Raw genomic sequence first — 22,327 nt, forward strand, 5'->3', positions numbered from 1 at the left:
TAGAGGGATAGCCACGCGGTATGAAAAGCTTGAACGAAATTATCATTCAATGCTCGCTTTAGCATTTACTATGATGTGGCTACCAATGTGGGCTGATTGATATATGTACTACAAAGATCAACAGCCCTTAATCAAAGCTATTAAAAAATATAAAAATGATGGTAAATCTTTTTACCCTCGAGGGGATGAAATTAAATTAACCAATGAACTTTTTGAGCCTTTAGTTGAGCGAGGAAAGTTGAATCCCATCTATATAGCTTTAGCTGAAGAACCTAGGATGGAAGCAGCTCGAAATTTGATAAAGGAAATTGTGTATACTTTTGATGACCCTGATGGTCATTATATAAAAGAATTTCAAACACATGGCTTTGACGCTCGTCTTTGGGAGTTGTATCTATATATCTATTTCCACGATAAATTCACTCAAATTAAAGGGAATGCTGCACCTGACTTCCACATTACTAATGGGGTGCATGAGTATTTAGTTGAAGCTGTGACAGTGAATCCGAGTGAAAATCAAGCGCGTCCAGATGAAGAGGCGCCGGAAGATCCCGAAAAGTTACGAGAGCTACTCAACGGCTATATGCCAATTAAGTTTGGTAGCCCTTTATATTCTAAGCTCAAGAAGAAATATTGGGAAAAATCTCATGTTCAAGACAAGCCATTAGTATTCGCAATACATGACTTTCATAGTACAGGCTCTATGACTTGGCCTAGAACTGCCTTAATGGAATACTTATACGGTTTTAGGGCATCGATTGTAGATGGAAAGCCACAAATTACACGCATAGAGACTCATGAATGGAAAGGTAAATCAATTCCTTCTGCCTTTTTCAATCAGCCTAACTCTGAGCATGTTAGTGCTATCTTATTTAGCAATGCAGCAACTATTACAAAGTTTAATCGTATGGGTAAGCTCGCTGGTATGGGGGGGGAAGATATTAAAATCTTGAGGGCTGGCACTCGGTTTAATCCTGATCCAGAGGCTTTTACTGGCATACCTTTCCATGAAGATGTAGATTCGCCTGAGTATACGGAATCATGGTCAGAGAGTTTGGTAATGTACCATAATCCAAATGCTTTGCATCCTGTTGACCCTAATGACTTTCCAGACATTTCACATATATTTTCGTGCGATGAAAATGGGGAACAAGGTTTCTATCAGCCATACGATGTGTTGAATTCAACTTCATTCGTTATTTCTACAAAGGAACAGATTCCTGAGTTAGCAAAAATATAACAAACGCTTTATAGCAGGCTTGCGCTCCTTCGTCGCTAATTTTAGCCTGCTATTTTACGCCGGTTAAGCGAGGCGTTACCAATGTCCGGTTATGGCACAAAGCGGACTATCCCTAAGTCCATCCATTTAACTCCCAGCTATAAAATGCTTACTCAAAACTGATATTTTGCTTTAAAAAGTAATCTTCAATTTCATCAGTATGGGGCCTAAACGCTTTCCAACGGCCAATTGCTTTATTGTTAAGTGGTTGGCGTACTTGCATTTTACTTGCAGTAGAAACCGGTGCGGTGTTTAAGTGAAAATCTATACATTGCTCTTGCCACTCTAGGTTACAAAAGCTGACTAACTCTTTAATTTGTTGCTCGGGCTGTGCGACTAATTCTTCGTATTTTACTAATTTTATATTGCTGTGCAGGGTACTAAAGTGCTGCATTAGTTTGTAAAAACGGCTGTAAAATTTAGCGGTGTCGAGTAGGTCGAGCGAGTACGCATAGTAGGGGTTATTTATAGTAAATAGCTGGCGATAGTTGCCAATACAGGTGTCCATTGGATCGCGCAGCATACAAATGATTTTAGCGTTTGGCAGTGCTTTGGTTATTAAATCGATATAAAAAAAGTTAAACGGGAGCTTATCAATAAAGTGTTTATGGCTGCCTGTTATTACGCGTGTTGCGTTTAAATAGGTTGACCCAAGCTGATTAAAATCAAGCTTGTAGGCTTTACTGAGCGTTTGAGTGTCGAGCACGTGAGGTGTTTGTGTTTGGCTCAGCTTTTTAACACTTAGGCCAAAGTCTTGTAATTCACCGGCTGATTGCACGTCGCTGTGGCTCGATAAAATACGCTCAACCAATGTGGTGCCAGAGCGGGGCATGCCTAATACAAAAATAGGTTCGGCCGTTGGGTTACCTTGTGTCAGCGCTTGTGTGTGCTGCTCACTTAAGTGTTTAATGTGTTCAAATAACTCAGTTGAGCTTTTATGATCAAACGGCTGCACAGCACGTTTTACTACTTTACCTTGCTCTAACGCGTTAAAAGCCTCTGAATATTCACCAATATCTTGATACTCTTTTGCGAGTGCATGGCCAATATGCAGTTTTGCATCGGGGTGTGTTACTTGCTCAAATACATTTTTTAAGCGCTCAATATGATTGTTTTGTGTACTTACTTTAGTTAAATCACTTAATGCAAAATGACTTTGGTGGTGCAGCGGGTTAAGCGCTATGGCATTTTCAAAAGCGAGTTGGGCTTTATCAAATAGCCCTAAAAACTTAGCGCTTACACCGTAGTTATAATAAAACGGTGGTTGAGCTTTGTTAGCCGCTGTAGCCAGTGTAATAGCGCGCTCAAAGTAGTTAAGTGCTTGCTCGTGAATACCTGCTTGAGTAAGTGCAACGCCAAGTGTGTCGGCATCAAGGGCTTTAGTTATTTGCTTTAATGGCACCGATAGTGCGGTGTTTTTTGCTTTTTGTAATTCGCCAGTAAGTGCGTAACATTTAGCAAGTTGCGCGGTGTATTCAATACTTTGGCCAAGGGTAAGGGCTTTTTCGATGAGCTTTATTGCTTTGTGTATTTGCCCAACAGTTAAATTAACCATAGCTAACAAAAAATACCCATCAGCAAAGTCTGGTTTGAGTGTCACTAACTCCACTAGGGCTTTGTGTGCTTGCTCTATTTTACCTTGGTTTAGGGAGTGTATTGCGCTTTGATGAAGTTGCTTTAAATTTGGCTGCATGGTTTTGGTAATTATTATTTTGTAAAAGAAAATAAAAAGGCTCAAATAAATTTGAGCCTTAAAACAGTATTTAAAAAGTGAGACTGTTTAAAAGTCGCTTAAATTATATTTCAAATTTGTAGTTAAATTTAACACCTACCGTAAGCGGGCGATTAATGTAATGGCCGTAGTTACGTTGTATGTCGGCGCCATTAGCTGATGTTATGTCTTCATCTGAACGACGAACGGATGTAACCGCGTATTTGTTGAATAGGTTATCAACATATAGCGTAGTTGACCATGCATCAGCTGTTAATTTAGCTGATATATTACTTAAGCTGTAACCTGGTAGTGTTTCGCCGTTATCACGAAGCCCTACTCTTGAAAGCACGTCGCTTTGCGCGGTTAAACCGTAGTTAATATCAAGCGTTTTGTCGTTAAACACGTTTGTTTGATAGTTTACACCCATCGAAAATTGGTTTTCAGGTGAGCCTGGTAAACGGTCGCCGTCTTCTGCGCCATCGGTACCATCGGCATTAAACAAAAATGGTGCGTCTGATGTTAGCTCTGCTTTTGTGTAAGCATAGGTTGCGTAAACTGAAAACGAGTCAGATAAAATAGCACGGGTTGAAATTTCTACCCCTCTTGCATTAGCGCTGCCTGCGTTTGAAAGGTACGTTAATTGACCTATATCTGTAGCGCCTGTAATTTGTGCATCATCCCAATCTACGTTAAATAACGCGGCGTTAAAGTGTAGCTGGCTTCTAAACCATGTACTTTTAAAGCCTAGCTCGTAGTTTGTTGTGGTGTCGGCTTCATATAATAATTCGTCAGGTTTACCACAACCTGTTTGTTGATCCTCAACAATTGGATCAGGACAAGACACTAAACCGTTTGAACCGCCAATTCTAAAGCCTTCGCTTACTGTTACATAGCCCATTACAGAGTCAGTGAACTGGTATTTAGCATTAAATTTAAATAAGTTACCGTTATCGCCTGCTTCGTCTTTTTCGTATGCAACGGTAATTTTGTCAGGATCTACTCCACCATACAATGTATTGGCTAGAGGAAAGTCAAAAGCCGCTTGCGACTCTATATCGTATTTGTAAAAACGGGCACCAATGGTCACATCTAATTTGTCGGTAACTTGGTAGCCAACTTCACCAAATAGTGCAGACTCAGTGACGGTACTTTTTGTAAGCTCTAAGTATTCTAATGAGTCAGGTCTTAGCTGCTCGCCACCAAAGTTATCGATAGCGAATTGGTCAAACCCAGGGGTAAACTCTCGGCTTGATGCTTCGGTTTCTGTTTTGTTGTAAAAGCCACCCACAATCCAGTTAAAGTCGCTGTCGCCTTGCGACACTAAGCGAATTTCTTGAGTAAAGGTATCTTCTTCGTCAATTTAACGGGTAAACGTTGAAAACGAAGGAAACTCTTCATAACCGTAATCAAGACGAATTAGTAAGTCTGTTTGATCGCGTTGACCGTCGGCATCAAAGCTTGAAATACCGGTTGCCGATACTAGCTCTGCAAAACCTAGGTCGGCTTTTAGTTCGAGGCTTAGTAATTGATCTTTTTTCTCGCGAGGTTCTTCAAAGCGATAAGCCGATTCGTATTTACCTATTACATCGCTTAAACCGTTATTTGCATTAAGGCTGTTGTAATGAACAATCGAGCGGCCTTCGCTGTCTTGGTTTTGGTAAAAGTAGTTAAGCGTACCTTCAAACGATTCATTCGGTTTAAAGCGTACGGAAATACGACCTGTTGTGGTGGTTTCGCCGTTGGCGTCTTTTACATTTTTAAGGTTGTTATTAACTGCTGAGCTATCGCTCCAATCTGGATCTGGCAACGATACGCCAGGTTCACGTACTACATAGCCGTAATCGATAAAACCCGGATCTTCATATACATTTAAGCTGGCGCGTACCGCTAATTTATCTTCGATAATAGGAAGGTTAAATATAAAACCGCCTTCGCCACCTAAAGAGTCACTTTCTTTTGTTTGAAACATATCGCCGTAAACTTCAAGCGATGTAAAATCAAGCTCAGGCTGTTTAAGCATGTAGCGAATTGCACCGCCCAATGTGCCTGCACCATAAAGGGTGCCTTGTGGCCCAATCAATACTTCAACGCGCTCAATATCTACTAGGCGCATATCTACCGAAACTGGAATTTCGTTTATATAAGTAGATACTGTGCCGCCATCTGACGATGGACCAGAAGAGTTTGTATTTAAACCACGAACAATAATAGGCGAGCCTGATCGACCACCTTGATCGGTAATTGTTAAACCAGGTACCCAGCGCGCTACATCGGCAAGCTCATTGATATTTTGATCTTTCATAATATCTGCATCAAGGGCTGTAATATTTAGCGGTGCATTTTGCACAGAGCCGCTGCGCCTTGTTGCTGTAACTTCGATTACTTCGAGTGATTTGTTTTTAGCTGCAACTTCTTCTTGAGCAAGTGCGGCATTAGGCAATAAAAATACGCTAGAAACAGCGCTCGAAATAGCCAAGGTTAACAAGCTTGGTTTAAACATAAAAAGTGATCCCCAGTTCAAATGTTTTACATTAGTAAATTAAGTTAAGCAGTTTATCAGGGAGTGAAGTAGCTTGGAATATTTAAATTGAATTTTAATTCACTTTTGTAGAATAAATATGGTTGGTATGTAGGGTTTTTATTTAGTTAATAGGTAATACAAGCAATAGCTTAGTGCTATTAGGTACAGTTAGGTTAAAAATCACATCCTTGTTTAAAGGTAAATAGTCATTCATTTTTTAAAGCTGGTGTTATGACGTGCTCGTTAAACAGATTGTTACATTAAAATTAATATTTCATAATGTCATTACTTATACTTTTATTAGCACTATTAAAGTGTGTTTTTATCCCCATTAAGAGTGGTAGTCGTAATTATAAGTGACTGCATAAGCTTTTGAGTGGGCGTGTTTGATTGCCGCTTCGTATTCTTTTTTTTGTTTTGTCAGCACTTTTTTGTGCGTGTTTTTAAGGATTAACAATGAGCCAACTATTTTCGCCTTTATCACTTGGGCAAGTAACGTTAGATAACCGTATTATTATTGCACCCATGTGTCAGTATTCAGCAAACAATGGCGCTGCTAGCGATTGGCATACTATTCATTTAGGCCAATTGAGCTTAAGCGGTGCCGGGTTACTTATTTTAGAAGCAACAGCAGTAAACCCAGAAGGGCGTATTAGCTATGGCGATTTAGGGCTTTGGAATAACGAAACCCAGCAAGCCCTAGACAAAAGCCTAAAAGCAGTAAGGCAATACAGTCCTATGCCTATTGGTATTCAGTTAGCGCATGCTGGGCGCAAAGCATCAACTGAAAAACCATGGGACGGTGGCGATGCCATTGCACCTGATGATGTTAATGGCTGGCAAACGCTCGCCCCTTCGGCAATTGCGTATGACGCTAACAGCCCAGTACCAAAAGCAATGAGCCAATCCGATATTGACTCACTAATTAAAGACTTTGTCAGTGCAGCTAAACGCGCTGATGAACTCGGCCTTGATTTAATCGAGCTACATGGTGCGCACGGTTACCTGTTACACCAGTTTTTGTCGCCACTTTCAAACAAGCGCGATGACAACTACGGTGGTAGCCTAGAAAACAGAATGCGCTTATTGCTTGAGGTATTTAAAGCAGTACGCGCGGTATTCCCAAGTGAAAAAGCAGTGGGTGTGCGTATCTCGGCAACCGATTGGGTTGAAGGCGGCTGGGATTTAGAGCAATCGATAGTGCTTAGTAAAGCGCTTGATAAACTCGGCTGTGATTTTATTCATGTAAGTACGGCGGGTTTAAGCCCTGAGCAACAAATACCAGTAAAACCTAATTTTCAGGTGCCATTTGCAACAGCGATAAAAAACGTTGTTAAAATGCCTGTAATAGCCGTTGGTTTAATCACTGAGGCGCAACAAGCCGAAGATATTATTAGTGAGCAGCAAGCCGATGGCGTAGCACTTGCGCGTGGTATTTTATATAACCCGCATTGGCCGTGGCATGTTGCTGCAGAGCTTGGTGCTACAGTGACTGCACCTAAACAGTATTTACGCTCAAGCCCACATGGGCAGCCATCCCCAATTAAGTAAAGTTTAGTTTTTTGTAAAAACCCAATCAGCGTTTGCTGGTTGGGTTTTATTATTTTTGTAAAGTAGGATACACATGACCCAAACAGGCGTTTCACCACAACCACTTAGCAATACACTCGTCACTATTATTGCTTTGTGCTGCGGCCTTATTGTTGCCAATATTTACTACGCTCAACCTATCATTGAGTTACTAGCACCAGAGGTGGGGTTAAGCTCGCATAGTGCCAGCCTTATCGTATCGCTTACACAAATAGGTTATGCCTTAGGTTTGTTTTTTTTAGTGCCTTTAGCTGACTTAATAGAAAACAAACGCTTAATGCTTATAACGCTCGCTGTGTCGTTTTTAAGTTTAGTGGGTACGGCATTGGCTGATTCATCTAATGTAATGCTTATTTTATGTTTGATGATAGGTATAAGCTCGGTGTCTGTTCAGGTTCTTATTCCGCTTGCTGCGCATTTATCGTCGGATGAAAAACGCGGACAGGTGCTTGGTAATATTATGGCAGGTTTGCTGTTAGGTATTTTGCTTGCAAGGCCAATATCGAGCTTAATAGCCGATCACTTTGGTTGGCGTGCTGTATTTTACTTTGCAGCAGGGTGTATGGTGTTTATTGCAGGCGTAATTTATTTTGCTATTCCAAGCAGGCAACCTACCCATAAAACAACGTATTTTAAGTTATTAAAATCGCTTAAACAGTTAATGATTAGCCAACCAGTGCTGCGCCAACGTTCACTTTTTCAAGCATTAATGTTTGCATCGTTCAGTTTATTTTGGACGAGCGTACCGGTTGTGCTTGCCCGTGAGTATGGTTTATCGCAATCAGAAATAGCATTGTTTGCATTAGTGGGTGCGGCAGGTGCTGTAGCTGCCCCCATTGTTGGTCGCTTGGCAGATAAAGGCTATACACATCAGGTATCGTTACTGGCCAAAGTAATTGCAGCAGTGTGCTTTTTACCAAGCTTATTTGAGCTACCTTACGGCATTATAGTATTGGCATTAACCGGTGTGTTTATTGATTTTGCTGTGCAGGCCAATATGGTATTGGGTCAACGTGCAGTGTATGCACTAGAGCCACAAAGCCGTGCGCGTTTAAACGCTATTTACATGACGAGTATATTTGTAGGTGGCGCAGTAGGCTCGCTTATTGCCAGCCCATTATATGAAGCGGGTGGTTGGACAGGTATTGCACTGGTTACTACGGGTATGCCGCTTATTTCGTTGATTGGCTATTTGGTTACAACTAAAAAGCAAAGTAAGACGGTAAGCTAATTACGTTGCAACAAAAAAGCCACGGCTTATGCGGTGGCTTTATTTTTTAGAATTAGTCGATTACAGTTTTACTTAAGCAACCTGCTTTTTTGCATTTGAAAACGAGCTACCAACAGATGCAACAATCACAAGTAAAATAGCGAGCCACTGCCATAAAGTAAGTAACTCACCCAGTATAATAAACCCCGCGAGCGAGGCTATTGCAGGCTCTAAGCTCATCATTACGCTAAACCCTTGCGAGGGCATGTTACGCAGTGCAACCATTTCAAGTGTGTAAGGCAGTGCGCTTGATAAAATAGCAATACCAATACCCAGTGGGATAATTTCCCACGTAAACGCGGCGCTTTGCAGAATGCCGCCGTAAGGTACTAGCACTATAGCGGCAACGGTCATACCCAATGCGACAGTTGCTCCACCAGAGCTTTGTGTGCCCGTTTTTTTACCAAATAATATATAACCTGCCCAACATGCACCGGCACCAAGCGCAAGCGCTACACCCAATGGATCAAGGCTGTCTTGGCCGCTCATATCAGGAAGCAGAAGCAAAATACCGGCAATAGCACAGGCAACCCAAAATAAGTCACGTTTGCGGCGTGATGAAAATAAGGCAACAGCAAGCGGGCCTGTAAATTCAAGTGCTACACCAATGCCTAGTGGAATGCGTTCAATGGCGTAATAAAACAAAATGTTCATGCCGCCTAAACTTAAACCATACACAATTATAGGAATACGATTACCAGAAGTAGGTAAGTGTTTCCAAGGTTTAAACACTAAGCAAAGTATAAAGGCAGAAAAACCAAGCCTAAGGGCAGTTGTACCTTCAGGGCCAACAATAGGAAAAAGCTGCTTTGCAAATGACGCGCCCGTTTGAATGGTCATCATAGCAAGCAGTACACACACTATAGCCAGTAAATAACTTTTTGAAGATGCTTGCATTTTTATCCTTGAGTTGAGTAACTCTATCAATTAGTTAAATTGTAATGCAGGGAGTATAAAAGCTAAACCCGCCCGATATTAATGGCGGCATAGTATCTTTTTTTAAATTTATAGGTAAGTGTTTGCGACCAAAAATAGCGCAATTAAAAGTATATTAAATAGGGCCGGTAAATAAAGTAAGAGGTAAAGTTAGCAAACAGGCGTTTGCTAACTCTAATAAGTTGGTTAAAAGGCCTTAGTGGGCACTTTTATTAACTAAGCCATCAAGAGAGTAAAGACCTCGTTTTTCATTATTTTTGCGTTTAATTTCTTCAAGTGCGCGCGACTCTACGGCGTCAAATAAAGCATTAATTAAGCGGTTAAAATGTTTGTGCATTGCACTGCGCGCTGCATTTGCATCATGCGACTTTAGGGCTGTATAAATAGCGGTATGTTCATCCATAACGCACTCGTTATTGTTTTTACACACACTGCCATAGTCAGCAACAATTTGTGGGTTTGTTAAACGTAAATCCCACAAGTTAGACACTGCAAATTCAAGTGCTTTATTGCGCGTTGCTCTAGCTATAATTTCGTGGAACTCACGGTCGGCTTGCTCAACATAAAGGCCTTTTTCCATGGCAATTAATGTTTTGTTTAGTTGCTCTAGTTCTTCTTCTGTAATGCTTTGAGCAGCTAAAGCGGCAATTTCGCCTTCAATTAATGCGCGAGCTTGAGTAAGTTCAAATGCACTGATCTCTTTTGATTTTATAGATGCATTTTTTTGTTCTACTACGTAAACACCAGAGCCGGTTTTAACTTCAACTCGGCCACGTACTTCTAATGCGATAATAGCTTCTCTAATGGTAGGGCGACTTACATCAAACATTTCTGCAAGTTCACGTTCAGGTGGTAAACGACTCCCAGCAGAAAATTCGCCTTGATTTATTAAAGACTCAATTTTATCAACTATGCGCCAAAATAAGCGACGATTACCCATACTTTACCTTCATTACCTTAAGGAATAGTGGCCTCTGGGGCCTAAAAGTCAAAACCAACTGTTAATACCAGAGGTTACCTCAAAATTCACTATTATGTCAAAATTCTAACGCGATGTTATGGTTAAAAACCACTATACACCAATGGTTGTATTTTTGTATTACCAATTTAGTTTAAAATAATGCAATTGGCTAGCTTGATTGGTAATGTTTTTATGTATTAGGTTAGTTTTAAGGTTATTGAATAATAAATATTGGTAATAAACCGAATTTGGGTTGTTAGTGTTAAGTTTGCTGTAGAAGTATTTGATTGCCCATGGATGGGGATCGCTATTTTTAAATGTGTTTTATAAAATGTGTCGTTGTACGAGAGCTATTTAAGCTTTCTTCTGGGCATTATACCAACCTGCATAAATCTTTGATCAATTTAACGAATTAAATTGCACTATAACGTCGTTAAAAATTTTTTATTTAGAACAGCTAGATATAAAAATTTTTGCCTAGTTCTAGCGTAATTTTCTTAACGTTAAATAGACCCCATATATAAGCAGATTGGTATTAACTGTCGTTGGTTAATGCCCATATTTTTTTAATTAGTCGTTAGGGTACAGAACCCCAAGCTGTTTGCGCGCTTCATCAAGAACGCTCATTACGTTACTGGCTAAAATATGTGTATTAACGGGTGACTCAAAAATATTTTGCTTCACTAATGACATAAAATGCTCAACTTCGTATTTCATAAACTGCTCATCAAATGGCTGGGATATAACCTCTACGTCACCATTATTAGCAATAAATTCAATTTTTTTTAGTTGCGATACAGCTTCTATACGTATACGTCCAAGCTCGCCTTGTATTTCGGTTATGTTGTCGCCTTGCGATATTTTAGAGTAACTAATAACGGCTTGTTTATCAGCGTAGTTTAGTAATACATCCCCCGCACCATCAACACCTGTATCAAGTAATACGCCACTGGCACTTACGCTTTGCGGCGCTCCCCAAAGTGCAATTAATAAATACAGTGGGTAAATCCCTAAATCAACTAAAGCGCCGTTAGCAAACTCGGGTAAAAATGTATTTGGGCGTTCGCCATTTTTATACTTATCGTAACGCGATGAATATTGACTGTACTGGCCAATATATTTACGTGGTGTGCCAATTTTTACCATTGCCTGTTGCAGTCGTGCAAAGTTAGGCAAGTGAGTGGTCATCATGGCTTCCATGTAAAGGCGCTGATGTTTTTTTGCTGTAGCTATAATGCTTGCAAGCTCTTTAGAATTGGCTGCTGATGGTTTTTCGCCAAGGACATGTTTACCTGCTTCTAGGCACATAACAGCGTATTGTTTATGTAAGCTGTTAGGGGCGGCTATGTAGACAGCATCAACATTTTGATCTTGGCAAACTTGCTCGATTGAGGTGAAAATTTTTGCTTGTGTATTTTGTGGGTGTTTGGCTAAAAACGCTTCACCGCTTGATACTGCGCGCGAGCACACCCCATATAAATTAAAATCGTTTAACGTATTTGCAGCGGCTAACAATGTGTCGCTAATAAAATTGGTGCCAACAATAACAAAGTTCATGCTCACTCCTTAGCTTAAATAAAAATAATAAGAGTATTTAGTTTAACATTTTTTTAGTTCTATATGCTCGAGGAGAACATCCAAACCAGCGTTTAACATTAACACTTAGTGTTGCTTGTTCCTGATATCCTAAAAGCTCAGATATGGTTGAGATTGTAAATTGGTTTTGCGCTAAATAGTGTGCAGCTAAAGCGCGGCGAGTGGCATCTTTTAGTTTTACAAAACTCGTATTATGTTTGATAAGTTCTCGATGCAGAGTACGCGGGTGCATACCCAGCGCAGCTGAAATAGTTTGGTTACTACATTGATAAATAGGAAGCATAGGCCTAATTAGCGCACTAACTTGGTTGGGCAACGGTTGTGTGTGTTCTTTGTTTTTTGCCAAGAAGTTTAGCGCTGCTTGTACTTTATTTAGTTTAGGGTGATCAAGCTCAAGAGTTAAATCACTTTTTGAGATTACAATGCCAGCGCTGTTGCGATGCTCTATAACGTTACAACCAAAGTAAGTGTTATAGGCACGAGTATTAGTACTTAACTTTTTTGGCAAAAATATATTAATTGGTTTGCAGCGGTTATTACTCAGCTTTTTAATAACAGCTAATGCTAAACCAATGGTTAGCTCAATGACTTGGTTTATGTGCGGTAATGGTTTTAAATTAATTTCGAATGATAAAAACAAGCTTTTATCATTCTCTAAAGGGTGCGAATTTAAGCTAAGTGCAGGGCTGTGTAAGTGAAGGTATTTAATAACCCAATTAAGTGCATCACCTAAATTAGTACTACTTTTGGCAGCTATTGCAATATGCCCTAAAATATCAAAGTTTTGTCTACTTGCGAGCTTAAGGCCAAAACTAGAGCAATTGAACTTACAAGTACAGTATTCTAAAAGCTCAGCGTAATCTCGATAAGGTAAATATTGGTTGTCGAGATTTTTAAAGTCAACGTTACTAATATTACAGCTTTGCATTATTTCATGCGGATCGCCGCCAAATTCGCTAATTAGCGTGTCTATACCTTGTAATGACGTGGCTCTGATTAGGCTGCTCATGGTTAACCCCAAATAAGTGATGTCTAAAAATATCAAGTTTTATTGGGTTTTTCTATGCACTATTACTGTTAAGGCCGTTTAAAACTTTTATTAAGGTACACCATGAACAATACAACATTTGATTACATTGTGATTGGCGCAGGCAGTGGCGGCTGCGTTATGGCATCGCGATTGTCTGAGGATAAAAATGTCAGTGTGTGTTTAATTGAAGCTGGCGGCAGCGATAAAAGTGCATTTGTGCAAATGCCAGCTGGCATAGCAGCGAGTGTGCCTTATGGCATAAATAGCTGGCATTACAATACGGTGCCACAAAAAGAGCTTAATAACCGCTGTGGTTTTGTGCCGCGCGGCAAAGTATTGGGTGGCTCAAGCTCTACCAATGCAATGGTTTATATTCGCGGTAACAAATACGATTACGATAATTGGGCACAGCTTGGCAATGAAGGCTGGGATTTTAAGAGTTTACTCCCGTACTTTATTAAATCTGAGAACAATAAAGCGTTTATAAATAATGAGCTGCACGGAACAAAAGGCCCGCTACATGTACAAGAGCTAAGTAACCCAAGCAATGTAAACCAATATTTTTTAAATGCCTGTGCTGAGCAGAGCGTTAATTTAAGCGACGATATAAATGGCAAAGAGCAAAGCGGTGCGCGTTTATCGCAGGTAACTCAGCACAATGGCGAGCGTTGTAGTGCGGCAAAAGCATATTTAACACCGCATTTAAACCGCCCCAATTTAACGGTATTAACCCATAGCCACGTTAATAAAATAAATATAGCTAATAAGATAACGCAAGGTGTGCAAATAGAGCGTAATAAAGAAGTTATTAATTTACTTGCTAAAAAAGAGGTAATACTTAGTGCTGGCGCTATTAATTCACCACAAATATTAATGCTTTCAGGCATTGGCCCAAAAGAGCAGTTAAGTGCGCATAATATTAAGGTTCAGCACGTACTTGAAGGTATTGGCGCTAATTTACAAGATCACTTAACGGTAGTGCCACTTTATAAATCAAAAACAAGTAAAGGCACATTTGGTATAAGCCCGCTTGGCATTGCCAGCATTTTAAAAGGATGCGTTAACTGGTTTAGTAAACGAGAAGGGCGATTAACCAGTAATTTTGCAGAGTCGCACGCGTTTATTAAATTATTTGAAGGCTCGCCAGCGCCCGATGTGCAGCTAGAATTTGTAATTGGGCTGGTGGACGATCATAGTCGTAAATTACACACTGGGCATGGTTACAGTATACACAGCAGTATTATGCGCCCCAAAAGCCGAGGTACTATTACATTAGCCGATAACAACCCGCGTAGTGCACCGCTTATAGACCCTAATTATTTAAGCCACCCAGATGATTTAACTGTAATGCTTGCAGGCCTTAAAAAAACACTCGCTATTATGCAAAGCAACGCTTTTGATAACATACGCGGTAAAATGCTCTACCCGCTTGATATAAATAATGATGAGCAGCTAATTGAGTTTATACGCCAAACTGCAGATACCGAGTATCACCCAGTAGGGACATGTAAAATGGGGCAAGACTCAATGGCAGTGGTAGATACTAATTTACGAGTACACGGGGTGAGTAACTTACGCGTAGTTGATGCGTCGATTATGCCTACTATTATTACCGGCAACACAAATGCGCCGGTAATTGCGATTGCTGAAAAAGCGGCTGATTTAATTAAACACGAAAACGTATAATTGAATTAACAATAGCAGGGCTATTAATTAGCGATAAAACTCATTTAGCCATTGTTGCCAATCGCTTTCAAGATGTAGCATTTGCTGATGCTTTTTAGCGTTTAGATGCTTGGCTTCGTCCTCGCTTGCCACATAAGGCCCAACGCGGCATAGGGGGCAATGGTTAGATGTTAAGTATGCAGGCTTTGTAAGGCGTGAGCTTAATTCGCTAGTATGTTTATCGAGACTTTTTGGGCTGAAAACGTAAGTTATGCCGCTTGTGTCTTTAACGTGTTTGTCGCGGTCAACATTACGAATTTTATAACCTTCAAAATGGCTAATATCAAATGGGATTTGGCCTAAATAATCTGCGGTTAAACCGTTATTTAAACTCCCCTCTATATTCCATTCTCGATAAGGTTTTACATCCTTTGAGGTGATGTAACAAAGCATTGGCCCATTTTTATCAAGCGCGTATTCGTTAGCGTATTTAATAAATTGGTGCAGTAAAGCGCGGTTTAATACGTTCATGCTGGTTTGGCGCGTGTTGTTTTCAAACGCTTCACGGCCAACAAATGCAGGTATAAGCGGAAACTGAAAAATAACCACATCAAAGCTGTGCTGGTTTTCACTTAGAGCTTGCCAACATGCATGGTTTGTTACATCAAAACTATTAAGTACCTCAACGTTATGCGCTTTTAAGTTGCTAAGTGCATTGTGCTGGTATTTTTGCTCAATAGTAGTTTGGTCATCGTAAGTGGATGCAACCAAAGCTTTTGGCGATAGATGAGTGTAAATAGCGTTCGAAAACGATAAATCGCCATCGCCTACGGTGAGTATTCGCCATTGAGGATTTAAATACATATTTTATTTAGCGTTTATGTTTGTAGCAGTATTATTTATATCGCTATTTGTTTGTGAGTCTTTTGCTAGTAAACGATGAAACGCAAGTCTGGTTTTTAACCCTTCAATAGCGATTTGTTTAATAATAAGATTAAAGGTAATTAAAATAGCAAAGGCAATATGAATAGGGCCGTGAGTAAACCCTGCATCTGTATCGTACAGTGTTAAACCGAATAGCAAAAATAAGACAACTAAAAATATTTCGAGTAATTGACTTGAATAAAAGCTTAAACGACCTTCGCTTTTATGATCTTTTTTAATGCGAATAGCACAAAAGAATGGGATCACTTTGATTTTAAATGCAGCGTTTTTTTCTACGTAGTTTTCGCCAAGTTCGTCGAGTTGTTGGCGTAGTTGGTCAATCATGGTGTGTCCTCAAATAGCAGTGCGCGGATATTACCTTATTACCACGCAATATTTAAGTTTACAGCTGCTATTTAGGGTAAATACTCATACCAATAGTCAGAATGTGACAAACAAACACAACAGAGGTAAGTACAAAGCGCATTTTTTGATAATCTTTATGATAGGTTTGCCATTGTGGCGTGGCTTTTTCAAATATAAGTACTAACCAAAAACTAGCACCTAGCCAAGCCAGTGCCCACTCTACAGGTAAAAATGATACAAATGGAACTGGGATAACAGGTAATACCGCTTTAATTGCATTGCTATAGCTTTGCTCTCCGGCGCGCCATAAGTTACCCGCCATAAATGCTAAAATGGCGATACTGTAAAAAGTAAAAAACTCTAAGTTAAGGCTATTACTGCCAAACATGAGTGGCCAACCTACACACCCTAAAAACGGGATTAAGCCTAGATAACCTAGCTGTATATGGTTAACAAATTTTTCCATTACGGTGCGCCTTATATTTAATGACTTATTTGAAGCGGGGCTATTGTAGCAGTATTGCGATTAGCGGTCTTAATAATTCGCCAGCGTTTACAATTCAACTGATGTTTACGATAACAATGATTATATAGTTCAACCCAAAAAACCGATTGTTTTAATCTAAACAATCAATTTTATTTAATTGTCCATTAGCCTTATTGTATTAACCAAGCCAACGCAGAAGGTCGTTTTAAACGAAAGCGTTGATTACTTTTAAAATACATAAACACAGATGAGGAAATACCATGAGCACTTCATTAATTAATACAAAATTACAACCATTCAATGCAACCGCTTACCACAACGGTGACTTTGTAGAATTGTCTGAAAAAGATGTTCTAGGTAAATGGTCAATCTTCTTCTTTTACCCAGCAGACTTTACATTTGTATGTCCTACCGAATTAGGTGACCTTGCAGATTACTATGCACAACTTCAAGAAATGGGCGTAGAAGTTTACTCAGTATCTACCGACACTCATTTTACTCATAAAGCATGGCACGACACGTCAGACACTATCGGTAAAATTACTTACCCAATGATTGGCGACCCAACAGGGCGTATTACACGTAGCTTTGGTGTAATGATTGAAGAAGAAGGTTTAGCACTTCGCGGTACATTTGTAATGAACCCAGAAGGCGAAATTAAAGTAATCGAAACTCACGATTTAGGAATTGGCCGAAGCGCTAAAGAACTAGTTCGTAAAGTACAAGCTGCACAATACATTGCAACTCACGATGGTGAAGTTTGCCCTGCATCTTGGCAGCCAGGTGAAGACACACTTGCACCTTCACTAGACCTAGTCGGTAAAATCTAAGTATAGATTTATTCCTACTATAAGGGCAGGTAACTGCCCTTAAATCAACGAACATCCGTTTGTTGGTGCCTCCTATATCAATATACTTGTTTAAGCACATGCATTATTTGGCATGGGAGGCTTGCTGTTTAAATTTTCCTAAAAGGGTTAAGCCATGTTAGATAACAACATAAAAAATCAATTAAAAAGCCATTTCGAATCGCTTACTCAACCTGTTGAGCTGCTTATTGCCTTGGATGACAGCAAAAAATCAGCAGAAGTAGAAAGCTTAGCGAACGATTTAGCCTCACTGAGCGATAAATTTACGGTAATGAACAACCCAGATACAAGCGCGCGTCGCCCGTCAATGGTTGTACATTCACCTATTAAAAATACCCATATTACGTTTGCAGGCGTACCTATGGGCCACGAATTCACAAGTTTAGTGCTAGCACTTTTACATACTGGCGGACACGCAAGTAAAGCTAAAAGCGAAGACATTGAACAAATACAATCGCTTACTCAAGAACTTAACTTTGAAGTATATATAAGTTTAAGTTGCCAAACGTGTCCGCAAGTAGTGCAAGCACTTAACACTATGGCAGCGACAAACAGTAATATTAAAGCCACCATGATTGACGGTGCATTATTTCAAAGTGAGGTAGAAGAGCGAAATATTTTAGCTGTACCGGCTGTATATTTAAATGGCGAACCATTTAGCCAAGGTGCACTAAGCCTTACCGATATACTCAATAAAGTAGATAGCAAAGGGGCACAGCGCCAAGCTGAATCGCTAAGTAAAAAAGATAAATTTGATGTACTTGTAATTGGTGGCGGGCCTGCGGGCGCATCGGCTGCGATTTACTCAGCACGAAAAGGTTTAAATACAGGTATTGTTGCCGACAGATTTGGTGGACAAGTTGCAGATACATTAGCAATAGAAAACTTTATTTCGATTAAGGCGACTGAAGGGCCTAAATTGGTTGCTCAGCTTGAAGAGCACGTTAAAGAATACGATGTTGATGTAATGCATAATCAGCGTGCAGCGGCACTTGGTTATAACAATGGCTACGAAATTACACTAGAAAATGGCGCAGTACTTAAAGCTAAGTCGCTCGTACTTGCAACTGGTGCACGCTGGCGCGAAATGAACGTACCAGGGGAGCAAGAATATCGCGGCCATGGTGTGGCATATTGCCCACATTGTGATGGCCCTTTATTTAAAGGTAAACCTGTTGCCGTAATTGGCGGTGGTAATTCAGGTATAGAAGCAGCAATCGATTTAGCTAATATTGTGCAAAGTGTTACGGTACTTGAATTTGCAGACACACTACGTGCTGATGAAGTGCTTATTCGTAAAGCTAAAAGCATGGCTAATATTACCATTATCAAAAGTGCACAAACTACCGAAGTACTTGGTGATGGTAAAAAAGTAACTGGCTTAATGTACACAGATAGAGTTACAGGGGAGAGCAAAGAGCTTGAACTTGCCGGTATATTTGTACAAATAGGCTTAATACCAAATACTGAGTGGTTAAAAGACAGCGACCTTGAATTAAGTAAATTTGGTGAAATACTGATTGATGCTAAAGGCGCAACTTCATTACCAGGAATTTACGGCGCGGGGGATGCAACCAATACTCCGTTTAAACAAATTATTATTGCAATGGGCAGCGGTGCAACAGCAAGTTTAGGTGCATTTGATTATTTAATTCGTCACTCTGAAGAAGCTGATCAAAGTGCTGCTTAACATTATTTAATAAAAAATTTAGTAAAAACTCTCTTGATATAACAGCAAGGCTACACCCATAGCTGTTTGTTAACCCAAGCCGCCCTTCTCCAAAGGCGGCTTTTTTAATACTTAAGAATTAGCACACGATTTAATCGCACCCACCGCCAGAATCACCGCCGCTACAATTTGTGTGAGAGTGCAATGAGTTACTGCTAGAGGAAACTGATGAGTCACTGCCAGTATAAGCGGATGATCCACGTGATGACTTAGCACTGATAAATGTAACTAACAGCAACACGCCTGATACGATAACAATTGTTATCGATGAGCTCCATTGCCCAGTGGAAACGCCTTTAAATACTGCAACAATAAGTACTGTTAGTAATATAGTTCTAATTATGTTTTTCATTTTATGTTCTTATTTTTTACCAGTGGCAGTGCAGTAAAAATTAGCTGATTTTTACGGTATGCTCAAGCGCATTAATAACCGCTTTTTCAAGTATAGGTAGTTTAAACGGTTTTGATATAAACATATCCATACCGGCTTGTTTGCAGGCAAGTTTGTCTTGTGATGAAGTATTAGCAGTTATAGCCACTATGTAGGTTTCTTCATGCGAGCAGATGTTTTCTGATCTAAGCTGCTTTGTTGCCTCAAATCCATCGAGTATGGGCATTATGCAGTCCATAAAAATAAGGTCATAATGCTTTTGGCGACATTTTAATACAGCATCTTGGCCATCAACTGCAGAGTCGGCTTTTATATTAAGTTTGCCTAAAGAAGCATGAAGTACCAACCTATTAATGTCGTTATCATCGACTACAAGCACTGATAGTTCACTGCCGTTGATATCTAACGTTGATTTGAGGTTTTCTTGTTTTTGTTCTGTCCCTTTCTCAATAGGAATATTTATTAAAAACGTAGTGCCTTTATTAGGTGTACTTTTTACCTTTATTTTTCCGCCCATATATTCAACAAGTTCTTTTACTATTGCAAGGCCAAGGCCTGTGCCACCTTTTGAATTTTTAGCATCTACTTCTTGAGAAAAAGGAGAAAATAGTGATTCTAAAAAGTTTTTACTCATTCCTAGGCCTGTATCAGACACTTCAATATTTAAACTTAGCTTATTTTTTATTTTAGAAAGGCTGGTGTTTAATGTAACTGAACCATTTTCAGTAAATTTAAGTGCATTACTCAGTAAATTAGAAGCAATCTGGCTAAGGCGTGTGTTGTCGCTAAACGCCCAGCAGTTGTCATCAATTGTATTATTTACTTGTAGCGTTACATGCGTGTTTTTAAATAGAGGTGTATACAAAGAAGTTAAATCGGTAAAAATTGTTTTTAGTAAAAAGTCAGTAGGTTCAAGCTTTAGCTCACCATGATTAATTTTAGAAAAATCGAGCACCTCATTAATAATACTAAGTAAAATATCGGCGCTTCTAAGTCCTATTTTAATTTTTTCAGCGCGAACTTCTTCACTGTGTTCATCAACTAATGTGGTTAGCATACCTGTAATGCCATTCAGTGGGGTTCTTAATTCGTGGCTGATTTTAGCAAATAGCATGCTTCTGTCTTCAAGTAGGCGCTCTGCTTGAGCTTGCTTTTGTTTAAGCTCTTCTCGGAGCATTACTGACTCGGTTACATCTTGGCAGGTGCCAAATAATCGGACACATCGGCCTTCATCAAATTCGGCCTCACCAAAGGTAGCCACCCATAAATGTTTATTTTTAGCGGTTACTATTTCTAGTTCTAGATTCCATTTTTTGCCTTTTTCTATGGCTAATTCTACCGCGCGAGTAATGCCTTCACGACTTGGGCCTTCTTTATAAAACTCGATTGCAGAATTCATTTGCGGTTGAAATTGTTCATCCACCTCATGTATGAGGTAGGTTTGCTCACTCCAGGTAATTTTATCGGAGATTAGATCAACTTCCCACGTGCCTATATTTGCAATGTGCTCTAACTTTAATAAAGTATTACTATTTTTTATGAGTTGCTCTTTAGCTTGGGTGCGAGCAAATTCCGATCCAAGCCATTGTGCAAATAATTCGATGTAGTCATAAGCATCATCGTTAAAAGCGAGGGAGTCTTTTGCGGATGAAAAGTTAACGGTGCCAAATATTTTATCACCAATTTTTATTGGCGCGCCAATATAAGACTCTAACTGAAAGTTTATATAACAGGGGTGGTTTGCAATTGCACTTTGAGATGCTTTATGAAAGGCAAGTGCAGAGCCAGCAGCGAGCGTATGTACGCAATAGGTGCCTTGTAATTCAAACACGGTACCGGGTAAAAGTGAGTTGTCAGGGGTTTTGGCATATAAAACGGTGTAGCTGTTTTTATCTACTTTACTAATAATACCTAGCTCAAGGTCAAATACTTCTAACCCAAACACTAAGAGCTTATTAATTTTATTTTCAAAATCAAGAGATTGATTAGAAACTATATCGTGAAAACATCGTAAAAAATTCAAAAGAAAACACCCCGTAAGCTTTTGTTCAATTTATATAATACATAGGCCAATAAGGGCATTGGTATTAATTTAAAATCCAGTTTAGCAGTTTTAATTACTAATAACTAAAATTGATACGTATTAAATTTTATAACCTTATGTTTTTATGAACTAAGTTAGTGGTTTATTAATAGTAGTAGGGCCTGTTGACCTTTCAGGATTAAAAATTGTCCCTAGGCAGAACCCAAAGGGCAACGCATGTTTGGCATTTATGCTGCGTTATCGCCTATTTATGGGGAATAACCACACTAAATAGGCTCTGCCTTGCCTAAATACCAAACACTCTGCTGCAAATTTAACCTCGAAAGATAAACAGGCCCTTGTATATAGCGCAGCATGCCGCCGAGCATATAATACTCAGCGGTATACTTTTAATACGTTGAATTTGGGGTATATTGCGGGTTGATATCGCCGCCTACTTCCTCTGGGTCAACATCGTTAATAAGCAGTGTTTCACGTACAGCCTCAATGTGATCAAGTACGCTTTGGTAGCGCTCGCCATATTCATACTTTGTCACTTCAATCGCTTTAGGCATGTAAGTAAAAGCTATTTTTAGGGCGTGGAGTGCTTCTTCGTTTATTTTTTCGCTCATAATATTCTCTTATGTGTAGGCTATAGTTAACCTGAGTTCTGGATAATAAATCTATCTCAAGCAGCTATTTTTAGCGCTAACTGCGTTGAATTTCCTTGCAATAGACCAGCTATTGACGCGTAAATTCGCCTTGTTTTCACCAAAAATTTCTAGCTAGAGAGAAACAGACTTAAATATCGTTATTATTTATAGTGTTTTTAAATCTCTTAACCAGAATTCATATATGGTCTCCTCCAGTATTGCAAGGTGTCATTCAACGATAGCAGGGACAGGTTTGCTGTCATATATACGGTCTTTTAGTGAAGATTATTACTTCTGACCTTGATGTAATCCGCGCATATTGT

The 22,327-nt window shown here is 39.6% G+C and carries 17 protein-coding genes and 2 pseudogenes; 7 read left to right on the top strand and 12 right to left on the bottom strand.

Annotated features, from left to right (window positions below; all coding sequences use genetic code 11):
* A pseudogene (locus QL998_RS17355) lies at positions 1-100 on the top strand (IS5/IS1182 family transposase); the annotation flags it as partial.
* A 3-nt stretch (positions 101-103) separates the two neighbouring features.
* Complete coding sequence (locus tag QL998_RS17360) at positions 104-1,240, top strand: hypothetical protein (protein ID WP_290193160.1); 1,137 nt, start codon at positions 104-106, stop codon at positions 1,238-1,240.
* A gap of 148 nt (positions 1,241-1,388) precedes the next feature.
* On the opposite strand, the gene QL998_RS17365 is transcribed toward QL998_RS17360, so the two are convergent.
* Complete coding sequence (locus QL998_RS17365; RefSeq protein ID WP_024605659.1) at positions 1,389-2,972, bottom strand: sulfotransferase; 1,584 nt, start codon at positions 2,970-2,972, stop codon at positions 1,389-1,391.
* A gap of 103 nt (positions 2,973-3,075) precedes the next feature.
* Positions 3,076-5,493: pseudogene (locus QL998_RS17370) on the bottom strand (TonB-dependent receptor).
* 477 nt (positions 5,494-5,970) lie between these two features.
* Between QL998_RS17370 and QL998_RS17375 the strand changes: the two are divergent.
* On the top strand, positions 5,971-7,065 hold the full coding sequence (locus tag QL998_RS17375; protein ID WP_290193161.1) for an NADH:flavin oxidoreductase/NADH oxidase: 1,095 nt from the start codon (positions 5,971-5,973) through the stop codon (positions 7,063-7,065).
* Between the two features lie 73 nt (positions 7,066-7,138).
* Entirely contained in the window at positions 7,139-8,335 is a 1,197-nt protein-coding gene (locus QL998_RS17380; protein ID WP_290193162.1) for an MFS transporter, read from the top strand.
* A 72-nt stretch (positions 8,336-8,407) separates the two neighbouring features.
* Here the strand turns inward: QL998_RS17380 and QL998_RS17385 are convergent, their stop codons facing one another.
* The 4 genes from QL998_RS17385 to QL998_RS17400 form a co-directional block, all read right to left on the bottom strand.
* Positions 8,408-9,271 carry a DMT family transporter gene (locus QL998_RS17385; RefSeq protein WP_290193163.1) on the bottom strand — a complete coding sequence of 288 codons (864 nt, stop codon included), beginning with the start codon at positions 9,269-9,271 and terminating at the stop codon, positions 8,408-8,410.
* A gap of 235 nt (positions 9,272-9,506) precedes the next feature.
* Positions 9,507-10,250 carry a FadR/GntR family transcriptional regulator gene (locus tag QL998_RS17390; protein WP_197188399.1) on the bottom strand — a complete coding sequence of 248 codons (744 nt, stop codon included), beginning with the start codon at positions 10,248-10,250 and terminating at the stop codon, positions 9,507-9,509.
* Between the two features lie 591 nt (positions 10,251-10,841).
* The gene (locus QL998_RS17395) at positions 10,842-11,828 is read right to left on the bottom strand and encodes a Gfo/Idh/MocA family oxidoreductase (protein WP_290193164.1); all 987 of its coding nucleotides are present in this window, start codon (positions 11,826-11,828) and stop codon (positions 10,842-10,844) included.
* Between the two features lie 37 nt (positions 11,829-11,865).
* Positions 11,866-12,876, bottom strand: coding sequence for an AraC family transcriptional regulator (locus QL998_RS17400; protein ID WP_290193165.1), 1,011 nt, complete (start codon positions 12,874-12,876; stop codon positions 11,866-11,868).
* A gap of 102 nt (positions 12,877-12,978) precedes the next feature.
* Between QL998_RS17400 and QL998_RS17405 the strand changes: the two genes are divergently transcribed.
* Positions 12,979-14,583 carry a GMC family oxidoreductase N-terminal domain-containing protein gene (locus QL998_RS17405; RefSeq protein ID WP_290193166.1) on the top strand — a complete coding sequence of 535 codons (1,605 nt, stop codon included), beginning with the start codon at positions 12,979-12,981 and terminating at the stop codon, positions 14,581-14,583.
* A gap of 27 nt (positions 14,584-14,610) precedes the next feature.
* Here the strand turns inward: QL998_RS17405 and QL998_RS17410 are convergent, their stop codons facing one another.
* The 3 genes from QL998_RS17410 to QL998_RS17420 form a co-directional block, all read right to left on the bottom strand.
* Positions 14,611-15,426: a class I SAM-dependent methyltransferase gene (locus tag QL998_RS17410; RefSeq protein WP_182671071.1), complete on the bottom strand. Its 816-nt coding sequence runs from the start codon at positions 15,424-15,426 to the stop codon at positions 14,611-14,613.
* Positions 15,427-15,429: 3 nt separating this feature from the next.
* The gene (locus QL998_RS17415; protein WP_002960599.1) at positions 15,430-15,831 is read right to left on the bottom strand and encodes a hypothetical protein; all 402 of its coding nucleotides are present in this window, start codon (positions 15,829-15,831) and stop codon (positions 15,430-15,432) included.
* Positions 15,832-15,898: 67 nt separating this feature from the next.
* Positions 15,899-16,318: a DUF3429 domain-containing protein gene (locus tag QL998_RS17420; protein ID WP_149593146.1), complete on the bottom strand. Its 420-nt coding sequence runs from the start codon at positions 16,316-16,318 to the stop codon at positions 15,899-15,901.
* A gap of 281 nt (positions 16,319-16,599) precedes the next feature.
* Between QL998_RS17420 and ahpC the strand changes: the two genes are divergently transcribed.
* The gene (gene ahpC / locus QL998_RS17425; protein ID WP_002960601.1) at positions 16,600-17,169 is read left to right on the top strand and encodes an alkyl hydroperoxide reductase subunit C; all 570 of its coding nucleotides are present in this window, start codon (positions 16,600-16,602) and stop codon (positions 17,167-17,169) included.
* A 154-nt stretch (positions 17,170-17,323) separates the two neighbouring features.
* Positions 17,324-18,898 carry an alkyl hydroperoxide reductase subunit F gene (gene ahpF / locus QL998_RS17430; RefSeq protein ID WP_290193167.1) on the top strand — a complete coding sequence of 525 codons (1,575 nt, stop codon included), beginning with the start codon at positions 17,324-17,326 and terminating at the stop codon, positions 18,896-18,898.
* A gap of 130 nt (positions 18,899-19,028) precedes the next feature.
* Here the strand turns inward: ahpF and QL998_RS17435 are convergent, their stop codons facing one another.
* From QL998_RS17435 to QL998_RS17445, 3 genes are all read right to left on the bottom strand, one after another.
* Positions 19,029-19,289, bottom strand: coding sequence for a hypothetical protein (locus QL998_RS17435; RefSeq protein ID WP_165721658.1), 261 nt, complete (start codon positions 19,287-19,289; stop codon positions 19,029-19,031).
* 40 nt (positions 19,290-19,329) lie between these two features.
* Positions 19,330-21,351, bottom strand: coding sequence for an ATP-binding protein (locus QL998_RS17440; protein ID WP_290193168.1), 2,022 nt, complete (start codon positions 21,349-21,351; stop codon positions 19,330-19,332).
* Positions 21,352-21,761: 410 nt separating this feature from the next.
* A complete protein-coding gene (locus QL998_RS17445; RefSeq protein ID WP_007581825.1) occupies positions 21,762-21,983 on the bottom strand; it encodes a hypothetical protein in 222 nt (73 codons plus the stop codon).
* Positions 21,984-22,327: the final 344 nt, after the last annotated feature.

Origin of the sequence: Pseudoalteromonas sp. APC 3691, from assembly GCF_030408135.1 — a bacterium.
Lineage (GTDB): Bacteria > Pseudomonadota > Gammaproteobacteria > Enterobacterales > Alteromonadaceae > Pseudoalteromonas.